Source organism: Dyella sp. SYSU CM1112 (assembly GCF_058216415.1).
In genome coordinates, this window is the sequence record NZ_JBZEGI010000003.1 from 170,267 (window position 1) to 191,243 (window position 20,977).

General features: G+C 60.5%; 18 protein-coding genes. 5 read left to right on the forward strand and 13 right to left on the reverse strand.

Annotated elements, in window-relative coordinates; all coding sequences use genetic code 11:
* Window positions 1–94: 94 nt before the first annotated feature.
* From AC4HNJ_RS06490 to AC4HNJ_RS06550, 13 genes are all read right to left on the reverse strand, one after another.
* On the reverse strand, window positions 95–700 hold the full coding sequence (locus AC4HNJ_RS06490; RefSeq protein WP_490478733.1) for a DUF4126 domain-containing protein: 606 nt from the start codon (window positions 698–700) through the stop codon (window positions 95–97).
* A 206-nt stretch (window positions 701–906) separates the two neighbouring features.
* Window positions 907–3,114, reverse strand: coding sequence for a carboxy terminal-processing peptidase (locus AC4HNJ_RS06495; protein ID WP_490478915.1), 2,208 nt, complete (start codon window positions 3,112–3,114; stop codon window positions 907–909).
* Window positions 3,115–3,227: 113 nt separating this feature from the next.
* Window positions 3,228–4,235, reverse strand: a complete 1,008-nt coding sequence (gene lipA, locus AC4HNJ_RS06500; RefSeq protein WP_490478734.1) for a lipoyl synthase — start codon at window positions 4,233–4,235, stop codon at window positions 3,228–3,230.
* 8 nt (window positions 4,236–4,243) lie between these two features.
* Complete coding sequence (lipB, locus tag AC4HNJ_RS06505) at window positions 4,244–4,912, reverse strand: lipoyl(octanoyl) transferase LipB (RefSeq protein ID WP_490478735.1); 669 nt, start codon at window positions 4,910–4,912, stop codon at window positions 4,244–4,246.
* Between the two features lie 156 nt (window positions 4,913–5,068).
* Window positions 5,069–5,359, reverse strand: a complete 291-nt coding sequence (locus tag AC4HNJ_RS06510) for a YbeD family protein (protein ID WP_490478736.1) — start codon at window positions 5,357–5,359, stop codon at window positions 5,069–5,071.
* A gap of 99 nt (window positions 5,360–5,458) precedes the next feature.
* Complete coding sequence (locus AC4HNJ_RS06515) at window positions 5,459–6,685, reverse strand: D-alanyl-D-alanine carboxypeptidase family protein (protein WP_490478737.1); 1,227 nt, start codon at window positions 6,683–6,685, stop codon at window positions 5,459–5,461.
* Between the two features lie 61 nt (window positions 6,686–6,746).
* The gene (locus tag AC4HNJ_RS06520) at window positions 6,747–7,655 is read right to left on the reverse strand and encodes a septal ring lytic transglycosylase RlpA family protein (protein WP_490478738.1); all 909 of its coding nucleotides are present in this window, start codon (window positions 7,653–7,655) and stop codon (window positions 6,747–6,749) included.
* Window positions 7,652–8,641, reverse strand: a complete 990-nt coding sequence (gene mltB, locus AC4HNJ_RS06525) for a lytic murein transglycosylase B (RefSeq protein WP_490478739.1) — start codon at window positions 8,639–8,641, stop codon at window positions 7,652–7,654. The genes AC4HNJ_RS06520 and mltB overlap by 4 nt, the downstream gene beginning before the upstream one ends.
* Window positions 8,642–8,702: 61 nt before the next feature.
* Window positions 8,703–9,818 (reverse strand): rod shape-determining protein RodA, encoded by a 1,116-nt coding sequence (gene rodA, locus AC4HNJ_RS06530; RefSeq protein WP_490478916.1) that lies wholly within the window; start codon window positions 9,816–9,818, stop codon window positions 8,703–8,705.
* Window positions 9,818–11,818 carry a penicillin-binding protein 2 gene (mrdA, locus tag AC4HNJ_RS06535; protein ID WP_490478740.1) on the reverse strand — a complete coding sequence of 667 codons (2,001 nt, stop codon included), beginning with the start codon at window positions 11,816–11,818 and terminating at the stop codon, window positions 9,818–9,820. The genes rodA and mrdA overlap by 1 nt, the downstream gene beginning before the upstream one ends.
* A 46-nt stretch (window positions 11,819–11,864) precedes the next feature.
* Complete coding sequence (gene mreD / locus AC4HNJ_RS06540) at window positions 11,865–12,353, reverse strand: rod shape-determining protein MreD (protein WP_490478741.1); 489 nt, start codon at window positions 12,351–12,353, stop codon at window positions 11,865–11,867.
* Complete coding sequence (gene mreC, locus AC4HNJ_RS06545) at window positions 12,350–13,366, reverse strand: rod shape-determining protein MreC (protein ID WP_490478742.1); 1,017 nt, start codon at window positions 13,364–13,366, stop codon at window positions 12,350–12,352. The genes mreD and mreC overlap by 4 nt, the downstream gene beginning before the upstream one ends.
* A gap of 25 nt (window positions 13,367–13,391) precedes the next feature.
* Window positions 13,392–14,438, reverse strand: a complete 1,047-nt coding sequence (locus AC4HNJ_RS06550) for a rod shape-determining protein (RefSeq protein WP_490478743.1) — start codon at window positions 14,436–14,438, stop codon at window positions 13,392–13,394.
* Between the two features lie 338 nt (window positions 14,439–14,776).
* On the opposite strand from AC4HNJ_RS06550, the gene AC4HNJ_RS06555 reads away from it, so the two are divergent.
* From AC4HNJ_RS06555 to AC4HNJ_RS06575, 5 genes are all read left to right on the forward strand, one after another.
* Window positions 14,777–15,712, forward strand: a complete 936-nt coding sequence (locus tag AC4HNJ_RS06555) for a carbohydrate kinase family protein (RefSeq protein ID WP_490478744.1) — start codon at window positions 14,777–14,779, stop codon at window positions 15,710–15,712.
* A 24-nt stretch (window positions 15,713–15,736) separates the two neighbouring features.
* Window positions 15,737–16,096, forward strand: a complete 360-nt coding sequence (locus tag AC4HNJ_RS06560) for a DUF1304 domain-containing protein (protein WP_490478745.1) — start codon at window positions 15,737–15,739, stop codon at window positions 16,094–16,096.
* Window positions 16,086–16,787: a M24 family metallopeptidase gene (locus tag AC4HNJ_RS06565; RefSeq protein ID WP_490478746.1), complete on the forward strand. Its 702-nt coding sequence runs from the start codon at window positions 16,086–16,088 to the stop codon at window positions 16,785–16,787. The genes AC4HNJ_RS06560 and AC4HNJ_RS06565 overlap by 11 nt, the downstream gene beginning before the upstream one ends.
* A gap of 118 nt (window positions 16,788–16,905) precedes the next feature.
* Window positions 16,906–19,044, forward strand: coding sequence for an elongation factor G (fusA, locus tag AC4HNJ_RS06570; protein ID WP_490478747.1), 2,139 nt, complete (start codon window positions 16,906–16,908; stop codon window positions 19,042–19,044).
* Between the two features lie 298 nt (window positions 19,045–19,342).
* Window positions 19,343–20,944, forward strand: a complete 1,602-nt coding sequence (locus AC4HNJ_RS06575; RefSeq protein ID WP_490478748.1) for a peptide chain release factor 3 — start codon at window positions 19,343–19,345, stop codon at window positions 20,942–20,944.
* Window positions 20,945–20,977 lie beyond the last annotated feature (33 nt).

A 20,977-nucleotide genomic window follows, 5' to 3' on the forward strand; every position in this document is an offset into this window, starting at 1 on the left:
ACGCTGAAAATCGCCCCCATCGAGAGAGAATGACGGCGCGATGGGCGCTCAAAAGCGCAACCTGCGCAAACATGAAATACCGATAAAAGCGCGATCATGAAGAATCGGCTTTTCTCGCAAATTTGCGCCACTGCCCGATGATGGCGCGCAAGCCGCGCACGATTTTCGGCAGCAGCCAGCACAGCAGGATAAGGAACAGCGCCAGCAATGCCAGCAGCGCCCATGGATGCCTCCACATCAGATAAAGGATCCCGAACAGGGAAATGTCTTCGCCTGTGCTGGCACCCCAATTGCTGAAAGGCTCGGGCGATGTGTTGATCAAGGCGCGCGTGCCTGTCTTGGCCAGATGGGTGCTGGCCACAACGACCCCACCGAGTAGGGCAGCGGCTACTTGCTGATCCGCGTTGGCATGCGTGAACACGCCCCAGGCCAGCAAGGTGCCGACGGGAATGCGAATGAAGGTGTGGACGGCATCCCAGACACTGTCGAAAACGGGAATCTTGTCGGCGAGAAATTCACCCACCATGAGCACACCGGACACGATCAATACGGTGTTGTGGCTGAGTATTTCCAGTCCCGGCGGAAGCGCAACGTAACCCAATCGCCCCAGCAACCCGGTGAGGAACAGGGTGGCATACAAACGGATACCACTAGCCCAGGCAAGACCGCCTGCAAGCGCAAAGCTGGATAGCAGGTTCATGCGCGATAGCTCCTTGTCGCCGTGCCGCCATCCTCGCTCCAAAGATACGTGCGTGGCTACTTATGGTTCACGCCCAGCAATCATGAGTGCTGCCTGCAACAGTAAAGAGACTCGCGAGGTTTCCGCTTTTGCTGCTGTCGGGAAACGGTGACGAACGCAAAAAAAACAGCGCCGAAGCGCTGCTTTTTCGTACTTACCGTAGCCGGTTACTGGCCTGACGAGCCTGCCGCGGCCGGCGCTTGCGAAGGTGCCGGCTCGACCATCGGAGCAGGCAGCGAGATCGGGGCGTTAGCCGATGCCATCGACGCACTGTCACTCTGCTTGCCGCCATAGGGCAGCACTTCCGCCGCCAGCTTGGGATTGGCGTTGATCAGGCCGATCGCGTCGAACAGGATGTGCGAGGTTTCTTGCAATTGCGGATCCGGTGCCTTCTTGGCATCGGCCTGTTCCTTCAGTTCCGACTTGAGGCTGCGCTCGCTCGGATTGAGCCCGTCATCAAGCTGGGTATCAGCATCGACCTCGGCGGCATCCGTACCGTCGATCGCCTTGTGCCGCGCGCGGAACTGGGCCTGGATGGCGTCCAATTGCTTGCGCTCGGCCAGCCGCTGATCGTAGTTCAACGAAATCGTGGTGCGATCGGCCAGCTTCTTGTATTCCGTGATCTCGTCGATCATCAGCTGCCATGCCTGGGACTTGGCAACGCGAGCATCGTGCAGTTGCTGCAGCTGCGGCAGGTAAGCCTTCATATCCGCCACGGGCTTGTAGTCGGCGGGCGGGATTTGAGTCCAGGGCAAGGCGTTGTCATAGGTCGACTCGCCGAAATCCTTCTCGTCGCCATTGGAGGGATACAGGATGTCCGGTGCGACACCACGCAATTGCGTAGAGCCGCCATTGATGCGGAAAAACTCCTGCACCGTCATTTTCAGCGCACCATAGTCGGTGTTGGTGTCGGGATCGGCCGCAAATTTGTTGAGGTCGATCAGCGTCTGCACCGTACCCTTGCCGAAGGTTTGCGTGCCGATGATCAGCCCGCGACCGTAATCCTGGATCGCTGCGGAGAAAATCTCCGAGGCGGAAGCCGTGCCGCGATTGACCAACACGGCAAGCGGACCGCTCCAGACCATGCCGGGATCGTCATCACCCTGCACCTGCACTTGGCCTTGCGCATTGCGCACCTGCACCACCGGGCCCTTGTCGATGAACAGACCGGTAAGCTCGTTCGCTTCGTAGAGCGAACCGCCGCCGTTGTTGCGCAGGTCCATGATCACGCCCTGCACGCCTTCGGCCTTGAGTTCGTTCAGCAGCTTGGCCACATCACGGGTGGCGCTCTTGAAGTTCTTGTCGCCTTCGCTGCGCGCACCGAAGTCGGAATAGAACATCGGCAACTCGATCACACCGATCTTGCGGGTAACACCGCCGTCGGTAACCTCGATCACCTTCTTCTTGGCCGCCTGCTCCTCGATGGTGACCTTCTTGCGCACCAGCGTGATGATTTCGTGCTTGCCATCCGTGCCCAGTTCGCCCGGTACGATTTCCAGACGCACGGTGGTGTCCTTCTTGCCGCGGATCAGGTTCACCACGTCGTCGATGCGCCAGCCGACCACGTCAACGATCGGACCTTTGTCGCCCTGGCCGACGCCGAGCACATAATCGCCGACATGCAGCTTGCCGGACTTGATGGCCGGACCACCGGGCACCAGCTCGCGGATCACGGTGTAATCATCGCGCTGCTGCAACACGGCACCAATGCCTTCCAGCGAGAGCTTCATGGAGATGTCGAAGTTCTCGGCTTCGCGCGGCCCCATGTAATCCGTGTGCGGATCGGTCGAGTTGGCATACGCGGTCATGAAGGTCTGGAAAGCATCCTGGCCATCCAGTTGCTTTACACGGTCAATGTAGTTGCTGTAGCGCTTGTCGAGAATCTTGCGGATGTCGTCGTCGCTCTTGCCTGCCAGCTTCAGGCGCAGCCAATCGTTCATGGTGCGCTCGCGCCAGAGTTCATCAAGCGCGGCCTTGTCCTTGGGCCAATCGGCATTCTTGCGATCGACGTTGTAAGTGTCGTTGGTGTTGAAATTGAAGCCCTGCTTCAACAGGCTGCGCGCATAGTTCATGCGGTCAACGGCGCGCAGGATGTATTGGTTGAAGATATCGAAGGGGCCGGACAGGTCCTTGTTCCAGATCGCGTCGTCGAACTTGTCCTTGTACTGGGCGAACTTCGCCATGTCCTGCTGCGTGAAGAAGACCTTCTCGCCATCCAGCAGCTTGAAGTAAAGCTTGTAGATCTTCTCCGACATCGCATCGTCGAGCGGCTGCGCGTCGTAGTGGAAGCGGGTAAGCAGGTGCGCCGAAAGCAGCGCCGCATTCGCTTCGTCATTGGTGGGCTGCAAGGGCAGCGTCGATTCCTTGCGCGGCATGCTTGCGCCGAGATCGGCTGCCGATTGTGCGAAGGCGGCGGTGGTCGTGATGCCTAGGGCGATCACCAGGGCGAGCAAGGGACGAAAGCGAAAGGTCATAGATGAGCCTGTTCTTAGGCGTGTTCGGTGACACCAGCCGCGTGAGCCTGCTGGTCGGCATGGTAGGAGGAGCGAACGAGGGGACCGGAAGCAACGTGATGAAAGCCCATCGCTTCGCCTGCTGCACGCAGGGACTCGAATTCGTCCGGCGTCCAGTAGCGAACGACCGGATGGTGATGCGGCGTAGGCTGCAGATATTGGCCGATGGTGATCATGTCGACGTCATGGGCGCGCAGATCACGCATGGTTTCGATGACTTGCTCGTAGGTTTCACCCAGGCCCAGCATGATGCCGGACTTGGTGGGAATCTCGGGGTGTTGCGCCTTGAAGTGCTTCAGCAGGTCGAGCGACCACTGGTAGTCAGCGCCCGGACGCACTTCGCGATAGAGGTGCGGCACGGTTTCCAGATTGTGGTTGAACACGTCCGGCGGAAAATCTTTCAGCACTTCCAATGCGCGTTCCATGCGTCCCTTGCCGCGAAAATCCGGTGTAAGGATCTCGATGCGGATATCCGGATTGGCATGGCGCACGGCGCGGATGCAGGCGGCAAAATGCTCCGCGCCGCCGTCGCGCAGATCGTCGCGGTCGACTGACGTAATCACCACGTACTTCAGGCGCATATCGTGAATGGTGTCGGCCAGACGCGCCGGTTCCAGCGGATCGGGCGGCGCCGGACGCCCATGCGCGACATCGCAGAACGAGCAGCGGCGGGTGCACACCTCGCCGAGAATCATGAAGGTGGCCGTACCCTTGCTGAAACATTCGTGGATGTTCGGGCAGGACGCCTCTTCGCAGACGGTCACCAGGGCGTTGGCGCGCAGGCGTGCCTTGAGCTGCTGCACGGCATTGCCTTGTGGCAAGCGCACGCGAATCCAGCTTGGCTTGCGCAACGTCGGCACGCTGCTATCGAAGCCCGCGCGGTTGAGTGCGATCTTGTCGTTGCCGAGCTGCTTCTCGACGGGAGCACCGCTGACAACGCTGATCGGAATGGCTTTCGTGGAGGATGCGGTGGTGTCGCTCATGAAACAGCTCAGACCGCCACGCGAGCGGGGAGTTCGGGGAGGATGGGAGCGGCCGGCTCAGCCTCGAAGCCGAACTGCCGGCAGAACTCGCCGATCAGCGCATCTTCGACATCCGCCAACCGCGACGGACCGCCCAAGTCTAGCACTTGCGTGACCGCCAGGCCCTTGTATCCGCAAGGATTGATGCGGTGGAACGGCTCCAGGTTCATGTTCACGTTGAAGGCCAAACCGTGGAAACTGCAGCCTCGCCGAACGCGCAAACCCAGCGCGGCGACCTTGGCCTCTGCGACATAGACCCCTGGTGCGCCTTCACGCCGCACGGCTTCGATATTCCAGCGCCCCAGGGCATCGATAATGGCCTGCTCGATCCGGTGCACCAGCTCACGCACACCTACGCCTGCACGGCGCAGATCAATCAGCGGATATGCCACGATCTGCCCTGGACCGTGATAGGTCACCTGGCCACCACGATCCACCGGAACGACTGGGATATCGCCCGGAGCCAGCACATGTTCCATTTTGCCGGCCTGGCCGAGGGTAAATACCGGATCGTGTTCCAGCACCCACAACTCATCGACCGTATCGGCCGTGCGGTTGTCAGTAAATGCGCTCATTGCCTGCCAGACAGGCTCGTAGGGCTGACGGCCCAGGCGGCGGATTTTCAGGGGAAGAGACATGGGGGAGGTGCACTTGGGGAATAACGGAACCAATGTGCGGCGCCGGAACGGAGCTTGCAAGGGGACGATCGAGGAAGGCAGCAAGGCTCGGCGTTCGCTATCTGTTGAGAACTTCACGTCAGGATACGATTGAGGCCAGGATTCCCCACTGGCCGGTCACAGCGTGTAGCGAATCGCCGGATCCGCCCGCAGCGCTGCGTGAGCGGCATCGTATTGCTCGCGCGTCTCACAGCGGAAGCTGACGGTAACGGAAAGGAAGTTGCCTTCGCGGGAATGTCGATGTCGTACAGTTTCATGCCATACGTGAAGGCCGATGCCTTCCAGTATCTGCGGGACGCGCGCCTTGAGGTCGGCGTCTGCGCCGCCCATGGCGGTGATCTCGAATTCGCCGGGAAATTGGAAGCCCTGGCCCTCTTGCTGAGCCTTGATTTCGCCCAGGTCTTTCATGGGTTCTCTCCGTTACTTCAGGTGCTTGGAGTCACAGCGCGCATTCGCGACACAACACGCCGCCCCTTCTCCCCTGACAGGGGAGAAGGGGCGCCAAATCTATTTCTTGCCGCTACCGTGGAACCACAGCAGGATGGTGTCCCACAACCGTTTGAAGAAACCACCCTGTGGCGCATCGTTCATCGCAACCAGTGGGACATCTTCGATCGACTGGCCGTCTTCGGTGATGTGCAGCGTGCCGACCTGCTGCCCCTTCTTGTAGGGCGCGATCAACGTAGATGGAATATCCATAGTGGCTTTCAGCTTGCTGTAGTCGCCGGTCTTCACGGTTACCAGCACGTCCTGCGGCACGCCGATCGGCAGCTGATCCTCTTCGCCTTTCCACAAGCGCGGCGTGGCAAGCGGTTTGCCGACTTCATAGAGCTTGTGGGTTTCGAAGAAACGGAACCCATAGTTGAGCAGGGCCATGGCCGAATCCGCGCGCGCTTTTTCGCTGCTGGCGCCCATCACGATCGCGATCATGCGCTCGTCTCCGCGCTTGGCGGAGGCATCAAGGCAAAAGCCTGCTTCGGCGGTGTGGCCGGTCTTCACACCGTCCACACTCGGATCACGCCACAACAGCGTGTTGCGATTGCCCTGCTTGATGCCGTTCCACTCGAACTCCTTGATCGCCGAAATGGCGTAGTCCTCCGGATAGTCGTGGATCAGCGCACGGGTCAGGATCGCAACATCATGGGCGGTCGTGTAGTGGTCAGGGACCGGATAACCGGACGCATCCGAATAGTGCGTATTCACCATGCCGAGCTGCTTGGCATAGGCGTTCATCAGATTCGCGAACGTCCCTTCCGAACCGGCGGTGTGCTCAGCCAGCGCGATCGCGGCATCGTTGCCGGATTGGATGATCATGCCGTACAGCAGATCCTTCAGCGGCACCTGGCTGCCAAGCTTCAGGAAACTGGTGGAGCCGTCCGTACCTGCACCGCCGGCACGCCATGCATGTTCGCTGATCGTCACCGGATCGGTGAGATGGATCTTGCCGGCGGCCAATTGCGCGGAGACCACGTAGTCGGTCATCACCTTGGTAATGGAGGCCGGCTCCACGCGCATGTCGGGATTCTTGGAAGCGAGGATCTGGCCGGTGGCGTAATCCATCAACACCCATGCCTTGCCATCCACATCCGGCGGAGGCGGCACCGGTACTTGCACGGACGCCGGCGCCGGTACATTGGGCACGGGTTTGGGCGGCGTTTGCTGGGCGATCGCGCTGACGCCAAACACCAGCGCGGCAGCAGCAAAGATGTACAGGGGGCGGCGGAACAGATTCATCGTGGGCGTACTTCCCATAGCTAAATTTCGGCGCATGCGCGCCATTCGACAATAAAAAAACTTAGTCTACTGCGACCTGCGGGTGCGGCAGACCCATTTGTTCGATCTTGGCGCTCACCTGGTCGGCGCTATCCACGTCGGTGAGAGGTCCTACTCGCACGCGATGCACGAGCCGGCCGCCAATGGTGGCATCGGTCACCTGCACCGGAGCGAAATTCGCCACGCGCAATTGCGCGGCGACATGCTCGGCATTGGCGGGATCCGCAAATGCGCCGACCTGCAAATAGATCCCCGGAGCATGCGCCGGCGAGGCGGCAATAATCGGCGCCGGCAGCTCATCTTGCGCGGGCTGGGAAGGATCGATGCCCTGCACTTCCACCAGACCGGTACCCTTGGGCCAGATGCCAATCTTCACGGCGGCAGCGTAGGAGAGGTCAATGATACGGTTTTCATGGAATGGGCCGCGGTCATTGACGCGCACGATCACGCTCTTGCCGTTCTCCAGGTTCGTGACACGCGCGTAGCTCGGCAGCGGCAGCACCTTGCTGGCCGCCGTGAACTTGTACATGTCGTAATCCTCAAGATCCGAGGTCTTGTAGCCATGGAACTTGGTGCCGTAATAGGAGGCAATGCCACGCTCATCATAGCCGCGGGCAGTAGGCAGCACGGTATAGGTCTCGCCAAGCACGGTGTAGGGGGACTTGTTGCCATACAGCGCACGCGGCTCCACCTTGGGTACCGGTTCGGGCAACTTGCTCACATCCGGCGGGGGACCATCCGGCGTGCTGTCGCTGCCATCGCGATAGCGGCTGCCTTGCGGTTTGCTGGTGTCGTCGTAGACACCCCCTCCTCCCGCACGCGACCGTTCCGATCCACTACTGTAGTACGGGCGCGTGCTGCGATGGCCACCGCATCCGACCAGCATCAAGGTGATCGCTAGCAGCCACGATAGGCGCCAGAGGATCTTCATCGCGTGGCGTTCTCCTGGCCGTTTACGCCATCGAGAATTGCCTGCGCCAGCTGATGGACCGCCATCGCGTACATCGGGCTGCGGTTGTAGCGCGTGATCACATAGAAATTCTGGAACGTGAACCAGTCTTCGGGTCCGTTCAATCCCTGGAAAGTCTGCACACTGCTCAATGCACCGGGATCCAGATGCTGCAGCGGCGCGTAACCCCAGGCTTCGAGCTGTTCGATCGTCCACTGCGGCGCCATGTCTTTCACCGCCAGTACCTTGGCTGCGCCGTCGGGCTGCGCACGGGCGGCCACCGGAGCACCGGTCACCCAGCCGTGCCTGGCAAAATAGTTGGCCACGCTCGCAAGAATGTCGGGCAGCGAATGCTGCAGATCAATGCGGCCATCACCGTCTTCATCCACGGCGAAATCGCGAATGCTGCTGGGCATGAACTGGCCCCAGCCTTGGGCACCTGCATAAGAACCCATCAGGGTATCCACCGGGCCGGCGAGCTGACTGTCGGGCAGTTCGAGCAGGGTTTTCAGTTCGCTTCTGAAAAAGGTGGCACGCGGTGGGTAATACAAGCCCAGCGTGACCAGGGCATCCAGCACTTTGAATTTGCCGGTGTTGCGCCCGTAGAAGGTCTCCACCCCAAGAATGGCGACAATGTACTGCGGCGCAACGCCGTACTGCGCAGCGATCTTTTCAAGCAAGGCCTGGTGCTCGCGGTAAAACGCGATGCCCGCATCGATACGCGCTGGCGTCAGGAAGATCGCTCGGTATTCGCTCCACGGCTTTGCTTCAGCCGGACGACTGATCGCATCGAGAATGCTTTGCTGACATGTGGCGCCATTGAGCAATGCATTCAGCGCGGCAGGATCCTTGCCGGTATCTTTCGCCACTTCGTCGACCAATTGCGCCTGCCCGGGATGTTCCGCCCAGACAGCAAAAGGTGCCGCAAAGCATAGCGCCGCGAGCGCAAAGATTATTTTTCCCTTCATGCGCAGGAGCGTAACACGCAAGTGCGTTTTTGCTCCCTCTCCCCAGAGGCAAAACACGGCGCTAATCATGCACTTTGCGATTAGCATGAATCGACATCAGCACACCAAAACCCACCAGCAGCGATACGGCCGAGGTACCGCCATAACTGACCATCGGCATGGGCACACCCACGACCGGCAAGAGGCCAGCCACCATGCCGCCATTGACGAACACGTAAACAAAGAAGCTCATGCCGATGGCCCCGGCCAACAGGCGGGAATAGGTATCGCGCGCTTCCATCGCAATCCACAGGCAACGACCGATGATGAAGGCGTACAACACGAGGATGGCGCATACGCCGATCAGGCCGAACTCCTCGCAGAACACGGCAAAAATGAAATCGGTGGTGTGTTCAGGCAAAAAATCCAGTCGCGACTGGGTGCTCTGCTCGAAGCCCTTGCCGAAAATGCCACCGGAACCGACGGCGATCTGCGACTGGATGATGTGCCAGCCATTGCCGAGCGGATCGGATTCCGGATTCAGCATGGTCAGAATGCGATCACGCTGGTACTGATGCATGAAGTGCCATGCCACCGGCACCATGCCAGCCGCGGCTGCCAGCAACACGCCAATGCGCCACCACGCCATGCCGGAAAGGAACAAGGCAAATGCGCCCGCCGCTGAGACGAGCAGCGCGGTACCGAGATCAGGCTGTTTGGCAATCAGTGCGGCGGGTATCGCGATCATCACTCCCACCACCGCGATGTCCTTCCAACCGGGTGGCAGCTGGCGCGGATGCAGATACCACGCGACCATCATCGGCATCGTCAGCTTCATCAACTCCGACGGCTGAAAACGCATGACACCGAGGTTGAGCCAGCGATCGGCGCCACGGCCTTCGCCAAGTACTGCGACCACCAGCAGTAACATCACGCTTCCGATATAGAGCCACGGCGTCCAGTTGCGCAGCACCGATGGGGGCAGACGCGACATCAGCAGAATCAATACACCACCCAGCGCGAAACGAGCGGCTTGGCCGACAACCAGGGAAACATTGCTGTCGCCGGCGCTATATAGCGTTACCAATCCCACGCAGCACAGAATGAGCAGTGCAAACGCCAGCGGCAGGTCGATCCGTGGCCGCGTCCACAACCGGCGCAGGAAGCGATGCAGGCGGATACGCATCGTATCGATCATCATGGCGAATCCCCTCCCGCGCTGGAGCTGTCCACAGCTGGCGTGTCGCCTTGCGGCAAATCCTCCGGCGGCGGCGGTGCGACGGATGTCGCGCTTGTTATGCCACTTTCCGGCAACGGTTTGTCAGGCGGTACCGCGCCGCCTTGGGTGGCGAGCCATGCATCCAGAATTTTGCGCGCGATCGGACCTGCATCGGTTCCGCCCCAGGCACCGGCCTCCAGCACGACAACCACCGCTATGCGAGGATTTTCCGCCGGGGCGAACATCTCGAACCAGGCGCGATGGCGTGCGGCTAGATAAGCCGCACTCTTATTTTCATCGTAAGCGCTACTCGTACGCGAAAAGCGCTCGGCCGTACCGCTTTTACCGGCAATGCGATAAGGGAAGCCATTGCCCAACCCTTTACCGGTGGCGTCATAGGCATCGCCGTAAATCACCAATTGCATGCCGTCATTGACGGCCTGCCAATCCGCCATGTTCTTGATCAATGAAGGTCCTTCTGGCGTATTCACCAACGGAATCTTCTGACCACCGACACTTCCTGTCGCTTCCACCACCCGCGGTGCATAGGGCACACCACGGTCGGCAAATGTGGCCATGGCGTGCGCCAATTGCAGCGGTGTCACCGCCCAATAACCCTGACCAATGCCAGCAATGACGGTTTCGCCGGGATACCAGGGCTGCTTGTAGCGTCTGGCTTTCCATTCGCGGGAAGGCACTACCCCCGACACTTCGCCAGGCATATCGATGCCGGTAGGGTGGCCAAAACCGAAGCTGCTCATGAAAGCGCTGAATTTGTCGATCCCCATCTCCAACGCAAGCGAATAGAAGTACGTATTCACCGATCGCTCAATCGCGACGTACAGGTTCACGCGCCCGGCACCATAGCGCTGATCATCGCGATAGCCTCGCGATTGCCCTGGAATGTAGAAAACGCCGGTGGACAGCACCGTATCGTTTGGCGTGCGCAATCCGTATTCGAGCCCGGCCAGCCCGACCAGCGGCTTGACCGTCGATCCGGGCGGATAGACACCGGCAAGGGCACGGTTGTTCAGCGGTTTGTCTGGTGCGTTGAGCAAGGCCTTGTAATCAGCCTGGCTGATGCCGTTGACGAATAAATTCGGATCAAAAGACGGCACGCTGACCATTGCCAGCACTTGGCCATTGCGGGGATCGATGGCTACCGCCGCGCCCGGCCGTCCAGCAAAAGCATCGTAGGCTGCCTTTTGAATGCGCGCATCGATGCTCAGGTAGAGATTCCTGCCCGGCGTGGGGGGATGCGTTTCCAGCACTCGTTGCACGCGTCCGTCGGCGTTGACCTCGTCAAGTTCGTAGCCGGGCTTACCGTGCAAAATGTCTTCGTAGGAACGCTCCAGGCCAATCCGGCCGATGTGCGTGGTGCCCTTGTAGGCGTCCGGATCCAGATGGGCGAGGTCGTCGGCGTCGATGCGATTGACGTAGCCGACCACATGGGCAAACAACTCACCCTGCGGGTAATAACGCGTGAGATAAGGGACGACGTCCACGCCGGGGAAACGCCACCGGTTGACTTCGAAGCGCGCGATATCGTCCTCGGTAAGGCGCATCTTCAAAGGGATGCTGTCGAAGGGCCGCGACTGCTTGAGCTGCTTGCGAAAGGCATCGAGGTCATCCTGATCCAGCGGCACCACCGCAGCCAGGTTAGCCAGCATTTGCTTCATGCCGCCGTGCACCTGGTCCGGCCTGACCTCAAGCCGGAAGGCCGGAACGTTATCGGCCAGCAGCACGCCGTTGCGGTCGTAGATCAGACCGCGCGCGGGAGGCAGCGCGCGTGGCTTGACGCTGTTGCTGACCGAGCGCATCGCAAATTCGTCATGATGCAGGACCTGCAAAAAAACGTAGCGAGCAATCAGTGCCGCCAGTCCCAGCAGGATCAGACCAAAGCCGGCCAGCGCGCGACGCCGGAACAGCTCGCCTTCACCACGAGCGTCCTTGAAACGGCGGCGAATCAGCTGGGGCATGCCCGTGCCTCCTGACCGATCCGCCACGCTTTGCTGTGCCTACTGCTCATTGAAGACGCAACCGCATCCGCAAATCGTCGAGCAGCAGGAACAGGAATGGCCACAGCAACGCGCTCACGAAGGGCGACGCCCACCACAGCATCGGCGGCGTGGATTCGCCTGCAAAGGCCCGCACGACAAGCAGCAGGAAGCGATCGTTGACCAGCAGTGCAAGGACCGCCAACGTCTGCTGCCACATCGGGAAGAACCGCAGCCTTGAACGAAAGCGCAGGGCGATGAAAGCAAGCACGCATAAGCGCAGCGCCTGCTCGCCCAGCAACACGCCCGTCAATAAATCCGCGCAAACGCCCAGGATGAAAGCAAGGCCGAGCGTGACACGCTGATCGCCCGACTCCAGCGCCCAATACAAAAGCACCAACGCCGGCCAATAGGGTTTGAACGGCTCCAGCACATGCGGTAGCGGCACCAGCATCAGCAGCAATGCAATCGCCAGGGTGCCGACGAACCACCAGAAGGAGAGTCGCTGCCGACTCATGTGGACGGTACGCCTGTCGACGCACCCTTCGCCTTGGGGGCGGCCGTCTTGATGGGAGCGGTGGATGTCATGGGTGCCGTCATATGCGGTATCGCAGCTGAGGCTGACGGCGCCGGCGCTTCATCAGCAGGCGGACCGGCAGGTATCGCCAGCGGCGGCGGCCCAACCGGCTCGGCCTGGTCATGCAACACCAACACCTCATCGCTGCGATCCAGATCCGCGCTGGGCGCGGCGCGCGCCTCCAGGAACATGCCTGTCGGTGCCGGCTCCACGCTGCGGACCTCGCCTACCGGGAAGCCTTGCGGAAAACGACCACCGAGGCCGGACGTGACCAGTTTATCGCCGGGGTGTATGTCGGCCGCCATCGGAATCGTCGGCAGCGTCAGCTGATCGCCGTTTCTCGAGCCATAGGCAATGGTGCGCAAGCCGGTGCGCTGGACCACCACAGGCAGGGCGTGATCGGGATCAGTCACCAGCATCACTTCCGAAGAATTCGGCAGCACATCGATAATCTGCCCCATCACGCCGTGTGCATCGATCACCGGCTGTCCCGCCTTGATGCCATCGCGGGCACCGAGGTTAATCATGATGCGATGCCGATAAGCCCCCAGGTCCATGCCGATCACGCGCGCCAACTGTACGTGCAGATCCAGACTGTGCTGGGTATCCAACAGTTCCTTAAGGCGCTCGTTTTGCTGGGCCACGGCCGCCATGCGGTTGAGCTTGGCATTGGCCAACAACAAGTCTTCGCGCAACCGCTGGTTTTGTTCGGTCAGCATGCGCCGGTCAGCAAAGGCAATGCTGAGTGCATGCAGGCCATCGGTGGGCAGACTCGCCAGACGATAGACGGGCTCCACCACGATGGCGGTGGCATAGCGCAGACGCCACAACCAACCGTTGCGATGGTCCAACACCATCAGCACCATCGCCAGGGCGAGGTAAAAGATCAGCCGCAGCGTGCCTGCGGCGCTACCGGCGAACAGGGGCGAGGATTCCTCGCGCGCAAGCGGCATGGCCTACACCCCCTTCCAGAATGGCTTATTCGGGAGCGAAGAAATCGCTGCCGTGCTGGTCGATCAGCTCCAGCGCCTTGCCGCCGCCACGAGCCACGCAAGTCAACGGATCATCCGCCACCTGCACGTGGAGGCCGGTTTCCTCCGACAACAGGCGATCCAGATCGCGCAGCAGCGCTCCACCGCCGGTCAGCACAATGCCGCGCTCGGCCACGTCGGAGCACAGTTCGGGCGGCGTTTGCTCAAGCGCCGACTTGACAGCGGCCACGATTCCGGCGAGCGGTTCATGCAGGGCTTCCAGAATCTCGTTGGAGTTCACCGTGAACATGCGCGGCACGCCCTCGGCCAGATTGCGGCCGGAGATTTCGATCTCCTTGACCTGGCTCTGCGGGAAGGCACAACCGATTTCCAGCTTGATGCGCTCGGCCGTGGACTCACCGATCAGGGTGCCATGATTGCGGCGTACGTAATTGATGATGGCCTCGTCGAAGCGGTCGCCGCCGACCCGCACGGACTGCGAGTAGACAATACCGTTGAGCGAAATGACCGCGACCTCGGAAGTACCACCGCCGATGTCCAGCACCATGGAGCCGCGTGCCTCATGCACCGGGATGCCCGCACCGATCGCGGCGGCCATTGGCTCCTCGATCAGGAACACATCGCGCGCACCGGCGCCTTCGGCCGATTCCTTGATCGCGCGGCGCTCTACCTGGGTGGAACCGCAAGGCACGCAGACCAGCACGCGCGGACTCGGGCGCAACAGGCGCGAGCGATGCACCTGGCGAATGAAGTGCTGCAGCATCGCTTCGGTCATGGTGAAGTCGGCGATGACGCCATCCTTCATGGGACGCACCGTCGCAATATTCCCGGGCGTACGGCCCAGCATGCGTTTAGCGTCGCTCCCGACCGCCGCCACCGTGCGAGGACCACCGGGGCCGCGATCCTGGCGGATGGCGACGACAGAAGGCTCGTTCAGAACGATACCCTGCCCTCGCACATAAATAAGCGTATTGGCTGTACCGAGGTCGATGGAAACATCGTTGGAAAACATCCCGCGAAACTTCTTGAACATGGGTCCGCCGCGCATCGACTCTGGCTAAAAAGTAAGCGGACCAGTCTAGTCAGCAAACCCTTTGTCCGCAAGGACATTGTCGTTAAGAAAGGCTTGTTTTCGCGGGGATGCTCAAGGAAGCAACCTTGCCTGTGATACCGACAGCCGGCTCATCGAACGCCGGCGAACCGCTGCCCTGTTTCATCCTGGCCTCGATGGCAGCGCATCCAGAAAGGCATCGTCGCGCTTGGCGTCAGTCAAACGGCGGTTTCCTGATTTCCCGTCAGCCGTTAGGATGATGCGTTTGTATCTGGGCCGCGCCGCGCCCAGCCACCCTCTTTCATTCCGGATTGCCAATCATGTCTGCCGTCATCTGCGGATCGCTTGCCTACGACACCATCATGGTGTTCCAGGATCAGTTCAAGAATCACATCCTGCCCGATCAGGTGCACATCCTGAACGTGTCCTTCCTGGTGCCGCGGATGCGCCGCGAATTCGGTGGCTGCGCCGGCAATATCGCATACAACCTCAAGCTGCTCGGTGGCGATCCCTTGCCGGTGGCCGCCGTAGGTCAGGATTTCGGCCCATATCGCGAACACCTGGAGCGTTGCGGCATCCGTCTGGACTGCATCCGTATCTTTGAGGATCAGTTCACCCCGCAATGCTTTATCACCACCGATCTCGACAATAACCAGATCACCGCCTTCCACCCTGGCGCCATGTCGAGCGCACATGCCAACCATGTGAGCACGATTGACGGCATCAGCTTCGGCATCGTCGCTCCGGATGGACGTGAGGCCATGCTGCAGCATGTGGATGAATTTGCCGCACGAGGCGTACCGTTCGTGTTCGACCCCGGACAGGCCATGCCATTGTTCAACGGCGAGGAATTTCGCGCCATGATCGACAAGTCCACTTACGTGATCGTCAACGACTACGAATCACAGTTGCTGCAGCAACGTACGGGCTGGAATGCGGCGGAGATCGCGGCGCGCGTCAAGGCCTATATCGTAACCCTGGGCCCGCGTGGCTCGCTGATTCATACCGAGGGTACGACCCACGAAATCCCGGCGGCGCGCGAGCGCCGGATTGTCGATCCCACCGGCTGTGGCGATGCCTACCGTGCCGGTCTTATCTTCGGCATCATGAACAAACTGGACTGGCCTACGATCGGACGCATGTCATCGTTGATGGGCGCGCTGAAGGTGGAGCACCCTGGTACGCAGAATCAGCGCTTCACCTATTCGGAATTCACCGCCGAGTTCAACGATCAATTCGGCTATTCGCTGGGCTGAGCCACTTTCCTGGGGAACATCGCCGTGTCGACATTAGCCAGCATCGTGGTCGCAATCATTGCGCTCATGCACGTGTGGTTCTTGATCCTGGAGATGTTTCTTTGGGACAGGCCGGCAGGCCTGCGCGCGTTCGGTATCACGCCCGAGTACGCAGCCCAGACCAAGGTCTTGGCCGGCAATCAAGGGTTGTACAACGGCTTCCTGGCGGCCGGCCTGTTCTGGGGGCTGTTCCTCAATGGCGCGGAAGGTGTGCATGTAACGATCTTTTTCCTGCTTTGCGTGCTGTTGGCTGGCCTGTACGGCGGCCTGGTCGCCACACGCAAAGTGCTCTGGATCCAAGGACTTCCTGCATGCATCGGCCTGATCCTGGTGCTTGCAAGCTGATTTCGAAGAGGATGAAGCAATGGCGCTCCAGGATCGCGAAGCCGTAGGACAACCATTCGACCCGGCCCTTATGAAGCAAGCGCGCACGCGCAGTTGGACCGCGCTCCACCGGATTCGCGAATTCATGCGCCCCGGCATCAATGAGGACGAAGCCATCGCAAAAGCCGCAGAGGTCTTTGCCGAGCTGGGCATGCAGCGGCTATGGCACCCGGTCATCATCCGGATCGGGCCGAATACGACCAAGACCTTCCGCGATCGCTCCGCTCCCGACATCCGCCTGGGCGAAAACGACATCTATTTCATCGACCTCGGCCTGGTGTTCGATGGCCACGAAGGCGACGTCGGCGACACCTTCGTGGTAGGTCATGCCCCCGAGCAGGCGGCCTGCGCCCAGGCAGCCCGCGACCTTTTCCATGTGGTAGCGCACGCATGGCGCACTGAAGGCTGGAGCGGCAACAAGCTGTATAATTACGCGCAAGAGCGCGCCGAGGCGATGGGATGGCGTTTCAACCACGCCATCAGAGGCCATCGCGTCAGCGATTTCCCGCACTCGGTACACAAGGGCGGCAATCTGGGCGATTTCGACCACACTCCTGTCAAGGGGCGGTGGATACTCGAGATTCAGATTGCGCACCCCACCGAGCCGTTCGGCGCCTTCTACGAGGACATGCTGACCGACTCGGCGCCCTAAGCGCCTCCCGGCCCGCCCACTCGGCAACGCCGAATACACATTCGGCCCGTACGCTGCGGACCGTGGATGACATGCCCGCCTTTGCTCGACCAACGACTTCTAATACGGAACCAAGACTGTGGCCCGCCAAAAACCCCTAAGCCTCTACCGCAACATCGGCATCATCGCGCACATCGATGCTGGCAAGACCACCACTACCGAGCGCATCCTGTACTACACCGGCAAAAAGCACCAGATCATCGACGTGCATGACACGAAGGATGGCAAGGGCTCGACCACCACCGATTATCTGGAACAGGAACGCAAGCGCGGCATCACGATCCAGTCGGCAGCCGTGTCGACCGAGTGGAAAGGTCACCAGATCAACGTGATCGACACCCCAGGGCACGTGGACTTCACCATCGAGGTGAATCGTTCGCTGCGCGTGCTCGACGGTGCGGTGGTGGTGTTCGACGGCGTGGCCGGCGTGGAACCGCAGACCGAGACCAACTGGCGCCTGGCCGATCAGTACAACGTGCCGCGCATGTGCTACATCAACAAGATGGATCGCATCGGCGCGAACTTTAAGCACGCCGTCAATGGCATCAAGAATCGACTGGGTGCCAACGTGGTGCTGTGCCAGATCCCGCTGGGCAGCCATGACGATTTTATCGGCATGGTCGACCTGATTGCGGGCCAGGGTTATATCTGGGAAGGCAGCGACAAGGACAGTAAGTGGGAAACCATCCCGCTCGATCAGGTCGCCGACCATCCCAAGGTGAAGACCTTCACCACCGCTGCCGACAAGGAATGGGTATCCAAGCTCGCCGAGCTGCGCGCAGAAAGCATCGAAAGCGCGGTGGAAATGGACGATGACGCCATGCACGCCTATTTGGAAGGCAACGAGCCAACGCTGGAGACACTGAAGAAGTGCATCCGCAAGGGTTGCGTAGCCGGCAAGCTCGTGCCGATCTTCTGCGGCTCTTCCTACCGCAACAAGGGCGTGCAGCAGATGCTCGACGGCGTGATCGATTACATGCCGTATCCGGGTGAGAACGGCGGCATCTCGATGGTAGACGAGGACGGTAACGTGATCGGCGAACAGCCGGTGACCGACGACGCCCCAGTTCGCGCGCTGGCCTTCAAGGTAATCAACGACCAGTTCGGCACCCTCACCTTCACCCGCATCTACTCCGGCGTGATCAAGAAGGGCGACACGCTGCAGAACGTCACCCGCGGCAAGAAAGAACGCATCGGCCGCATCGTGGAAGTGCAGGCCAACGCCACCAAGGAAATCGACGAAGTGCGCGCCGGCGACATCTGCGCGTTCGTGTCGCTGAAGGAAACCGAGACCGGTGACTCACTCACCGATCCGCAGCATCCAGTGCTGCTGGAGCGCATGCGCTTCCCCGACCCGGTGATCAGCGTGGCGGTGGAACCGAAGAGCCGCAACGACATCGACAAGCTTTCCACCGCGCTCTACAAGATGGTGAAGGCCGACCCGTCGCTGCGCATGGAAGTGGACCAGGAAACCGGTCAGACCGTGCTCAAGGGCATGGGCGAGCTGCACCTGGAAATCACCATCGACCGCATGCGCACCGAACTGGGCGTGGAAGCGAACATGGGCAAGCCCAAGGTCAGCTTCCGCGAAGCCTTCGGCCAGACCGTCGAACACACCTACACGCACAAGAAGCAGTCCGGCGGTTCGGGCCAGTTCGCCGAAGTGAAGATGATCTTTGAGCCGGGCGAACCCGGCAGCGGCGTGGTGTTCTCCGACGAAATCGTCGGCGGCCGCGTGCCGCGCGAGTACATCCCGGCGGTGGAGCACGCGATCACGGTGGAATCGCGCCAGGGTCAGGTAGCCGGCTACGAAGTGCTGGATTTCAAGGCACGCCTGGTCGACGGCAAGTACCATGACGTGGACTCCTCCGCGCTCGCCTTCGAAATCGCCGGTCGCGCCTGCTTCCGCGAAGCGCAGAAGATGTCCAAGCCCAAGCTGCTCGAGCCCATCATGAAGCTCGAGGTAGTCACCGAAGCCGACTACCTCGGCGACGTGATCGGCGACATCAACCGCCGCCGCGGCTCGATCAGCGAACAAGGCCAGAAAGGTACCAACGCCTTCGTGCAAGGCTTTGTGCCGCTGGCGGAAATGTTCGGCTACATCAACTTCCTGCGCTCGGCCACCAGCGGTCGCGGCACCTTTTCGATGATCTTCGATCATTACGAAGAAGTGCCGGCGAGCATGGTCGCCAAGCTGATGGAGAAGGAAGTGAAGTAAGTTTCGCTTCAGCGATGCAAACTAAAGCCCGGGGAGTTATCTCCGGGCTTTTTCATTCTTCGTCTTCAAGCCATTTACTGCCTGCACCCGTTGCCCGAGTGCAAGCCGGAGGCTTGCGACCTTGACGCAGAAGCCACTGGAAGCCAGCTTGCGCAGGAACGAGAAACTCAACGACTGAGATAGTCTCCTCAAAAGTGGTTCGGCCAGCCAACCCCATGGACGCGATCAGGATGACCTTGCCGGTCGCTCCGCACAGTTCCCGCTACAATGACAGGTTCGCAAGTCAGCTAACCCGCCTATGTCCCCCCATCTTCAAGAAACCCAACGTCGCCGTACTTTCGCCATCATCAGCCACCCTGACGCGGGAAAGACCACGCTCACGGAAAAGTTGCTGCTGTTCGGTGGTGCGATCCAGATGGCCGGCTCGGTGAAGGGGCGCAAGGCGGCACGTCATGCCACCTCGGACTGGATGGCGCTGGAAAAGGAACGCGGCATATCGGTGACGTCGTCGGTGATGCAGTTTCCTTATGAAGACAAGATCATCAATCTGCTCGACACCCCTGGCCATGCGGACTTCTCTGAAGATACGTATCGGGTGCTGACCGCGGTGGATTCCGCGCTGATGGTGATCGACTGCGCCAAGGGCGTGGAGGAACGCACGATCAAGCTGATGGAGGTGTGCCGCCTGCGCGACACGCCGATCATGACCTTCATCAACAAGCTCGATCGGGAAGGACGTTCTCCGATCGAATTGCTGGATGAAGTGGAATCCGTATTGGGGATCGCCTGCGCACCACTCACTTGGCCGATCGGCATGGGCAAGCGCTTGAAAGGCGTCTACCACCTGTTGCTGGACGAAGTGCATATCTTCGAGCCGGGCAAAAACTTCACGCGCCAGGATTCGACCATTTTCAAAGGGCTCGATGCGCCGGGCCTGGAAGCAGCTGTCGGCATGGAAGCATTGAACGAACTGCGTGACGAGCTGGAACTGGTACGCGGCGCTTCGCATCCTTTCGATATCGATCAATACCTGGCCGGCAAGCTCACGCCTGTCTTTTTCGGCTCGGCCGTCAACAACTTCGGCGTGCAGTTACTGTTGGACTTCTTCGTCGAGCACGCACCCTCGCCTCGCCCTCGCGCCACCCTGAGCCGCGAGGTCAAGCCGGAGGAAGAAAAGCTGACCGGCTTTGTTTTCAAAATCCAGGCAAACATGGATCCGGCACACCGCGATCGCGTGGCGTTCATGCGCGTGTGCTCCGGCACGTATACGGCCGGCATGAAAATGGTGCAGACCCGCACGAACAAGGACGTGCGCATTGCCAACGCCCTTACCTTCATGGCCAGCGATCGTGAAATCGTGGAAAGCGCCTATCCTGGCGATGTGATCGGTTTGCATAACCACGGCACCATCAGCATTGGCGATACGTTCACTGAAGGCGAGGCGATCAGCTTCACCGGCATCCCCAATTTCGCGCCGGAACTGTTCCGTCGCGCCCGCTTGCGCGATCCGCTCAAGATGAAGGCATTGCAGAAGGGACTGGCGCAATTGTCCGAAGAGGGAGCTACCCAGTTCTTTCGCCCACTGATGAGCAACGATCTGATCCTGGGTGCCGTCGGCGTGCTGCAGTTCGACGTGGTGGCATACCGGCTAAAGGACGAATACGGTGTGGATGCTGTGTTCGAGCCCGTGGGCGTAGTGACCGCGCGCTGGATCCACTGCGACGATGCAAAGAAGCTGGAGGAATTTCGCGAGAAGAACATCATGCATCTCGCGGTCGATGCCGCTGGCGAACTGGTTTATCTCGCCCCTTCCCGCGTCAATCTCCAGCTCACACAGGAACGCTCTGCGGCGGTGCGCTTTTCGGCTACTCGCGAGCACGCCGCATCACTAGACGTCTGAGCCTTTACGGAAGGCTCGCGTTTACACCTGTCC

Coding starts and splice junctions, on each gene's coding strand:
- AC4HNJ_RS06490 (WP_490478733.1), bottom strand. CDS start 700: ATGAACCTGCTATCCAGCTTTGCGCTTGCAGGCGGTCTTGCCTGGGCT.
- AC4HNJ_RS06495 (WP_490478915.1), bottom strand. CDS start 3,114: ATGCCGCGCAAGGAATCGACGCTGCCCTTGCAGCCCACCAATGACGAA.
- lipA (WP_490478734.1), bottom strand. CDS start 4,235: ATGAGCGACACCACCGCATCCTCCACGAAAGCCATTCCGATCAGCGTT.
- lipB (WP_490478735.1), bottom strand. CDS start 4,912: ATGTCTCTTCCCCTGAAAATCCGCCGCCTGGGCCGTCAGCCCTACGAG.
- AC4HNJ_RS06510 (WP_490478736.1), bottom strand. CDS start 5,359: ATGAAAGACCTGGGCGAAATCAAGGCTCAGCAAGAGGGCCAGGGCTTC.
- AC4HNJ_RS06515 (WP_490478737.1), bottom strand. CDS start 6,685: ATGAATCTGTTCCGCCGCCCCCTGTACATCTTTGCTGCTGCCGCGCTG.
- AC4HNJ_RS06520 (WP_490478738.1), bottom strand. CDS start 7,655: ATGAAGATCCTCTGGCGCCTATCGTGGCTGCTAGCGATCACCTTGATG.
- mltB (WP_490478739.1), bottom strand. CDS start 8,641: ATGAAGGGAAAAATAATCTTTGCGCTCGCGGCGCTATGCTTTGCGGCA.
- rodA (WP_490478916.1), bottom strand. CDS start 9,818: ATGATCGATACGATGCGTATCCGCCTGCATCGCTTCCTGCGCCGGTTG.
- mrdA (WP_490478740.1), bottom strand. CDS start 11,818: ATGCCCCAGCTGATTCGCCGCCGTTTCAAGGACGCTCGTGGTGAAGGC.
- mreD (WP_490478741.1), bottom strand. CDS start 12,353: ATGAGTCGGCAGCGACTCTCCTTCTGGTGGTTCGTCGGCACCCTGGCG.
- mreC (WP_490478742.1), bottom strand. CDS start 13,366: ATGCCGCTTGCGCGCGAGGAATCCTCGCCCCTGTTCGCCGGTAGCGCC.
- AC4HNJ_RS06550 (WP_490478743.1), bottom strand. CDS start 14,438: ATGTTCAAGAAGTTTCGCGGGATGTTTTCCAACGATGTTTCCATCGAC.
- AC4HNJ_RS06555 (WP_490478744.1), top strand. CDS start 14,777: ATGTCTGCCGTCATCTGCGGATCGCTTGCCTACGACACCATCATGGTG.
- AC4HNJ_RS06575 (WP_490478748.1), top strand. CDS start 19,343: ATGTCCCCCCATCTTCAAGAAACCCAACGTCGCCGTACTTTCGCCATC.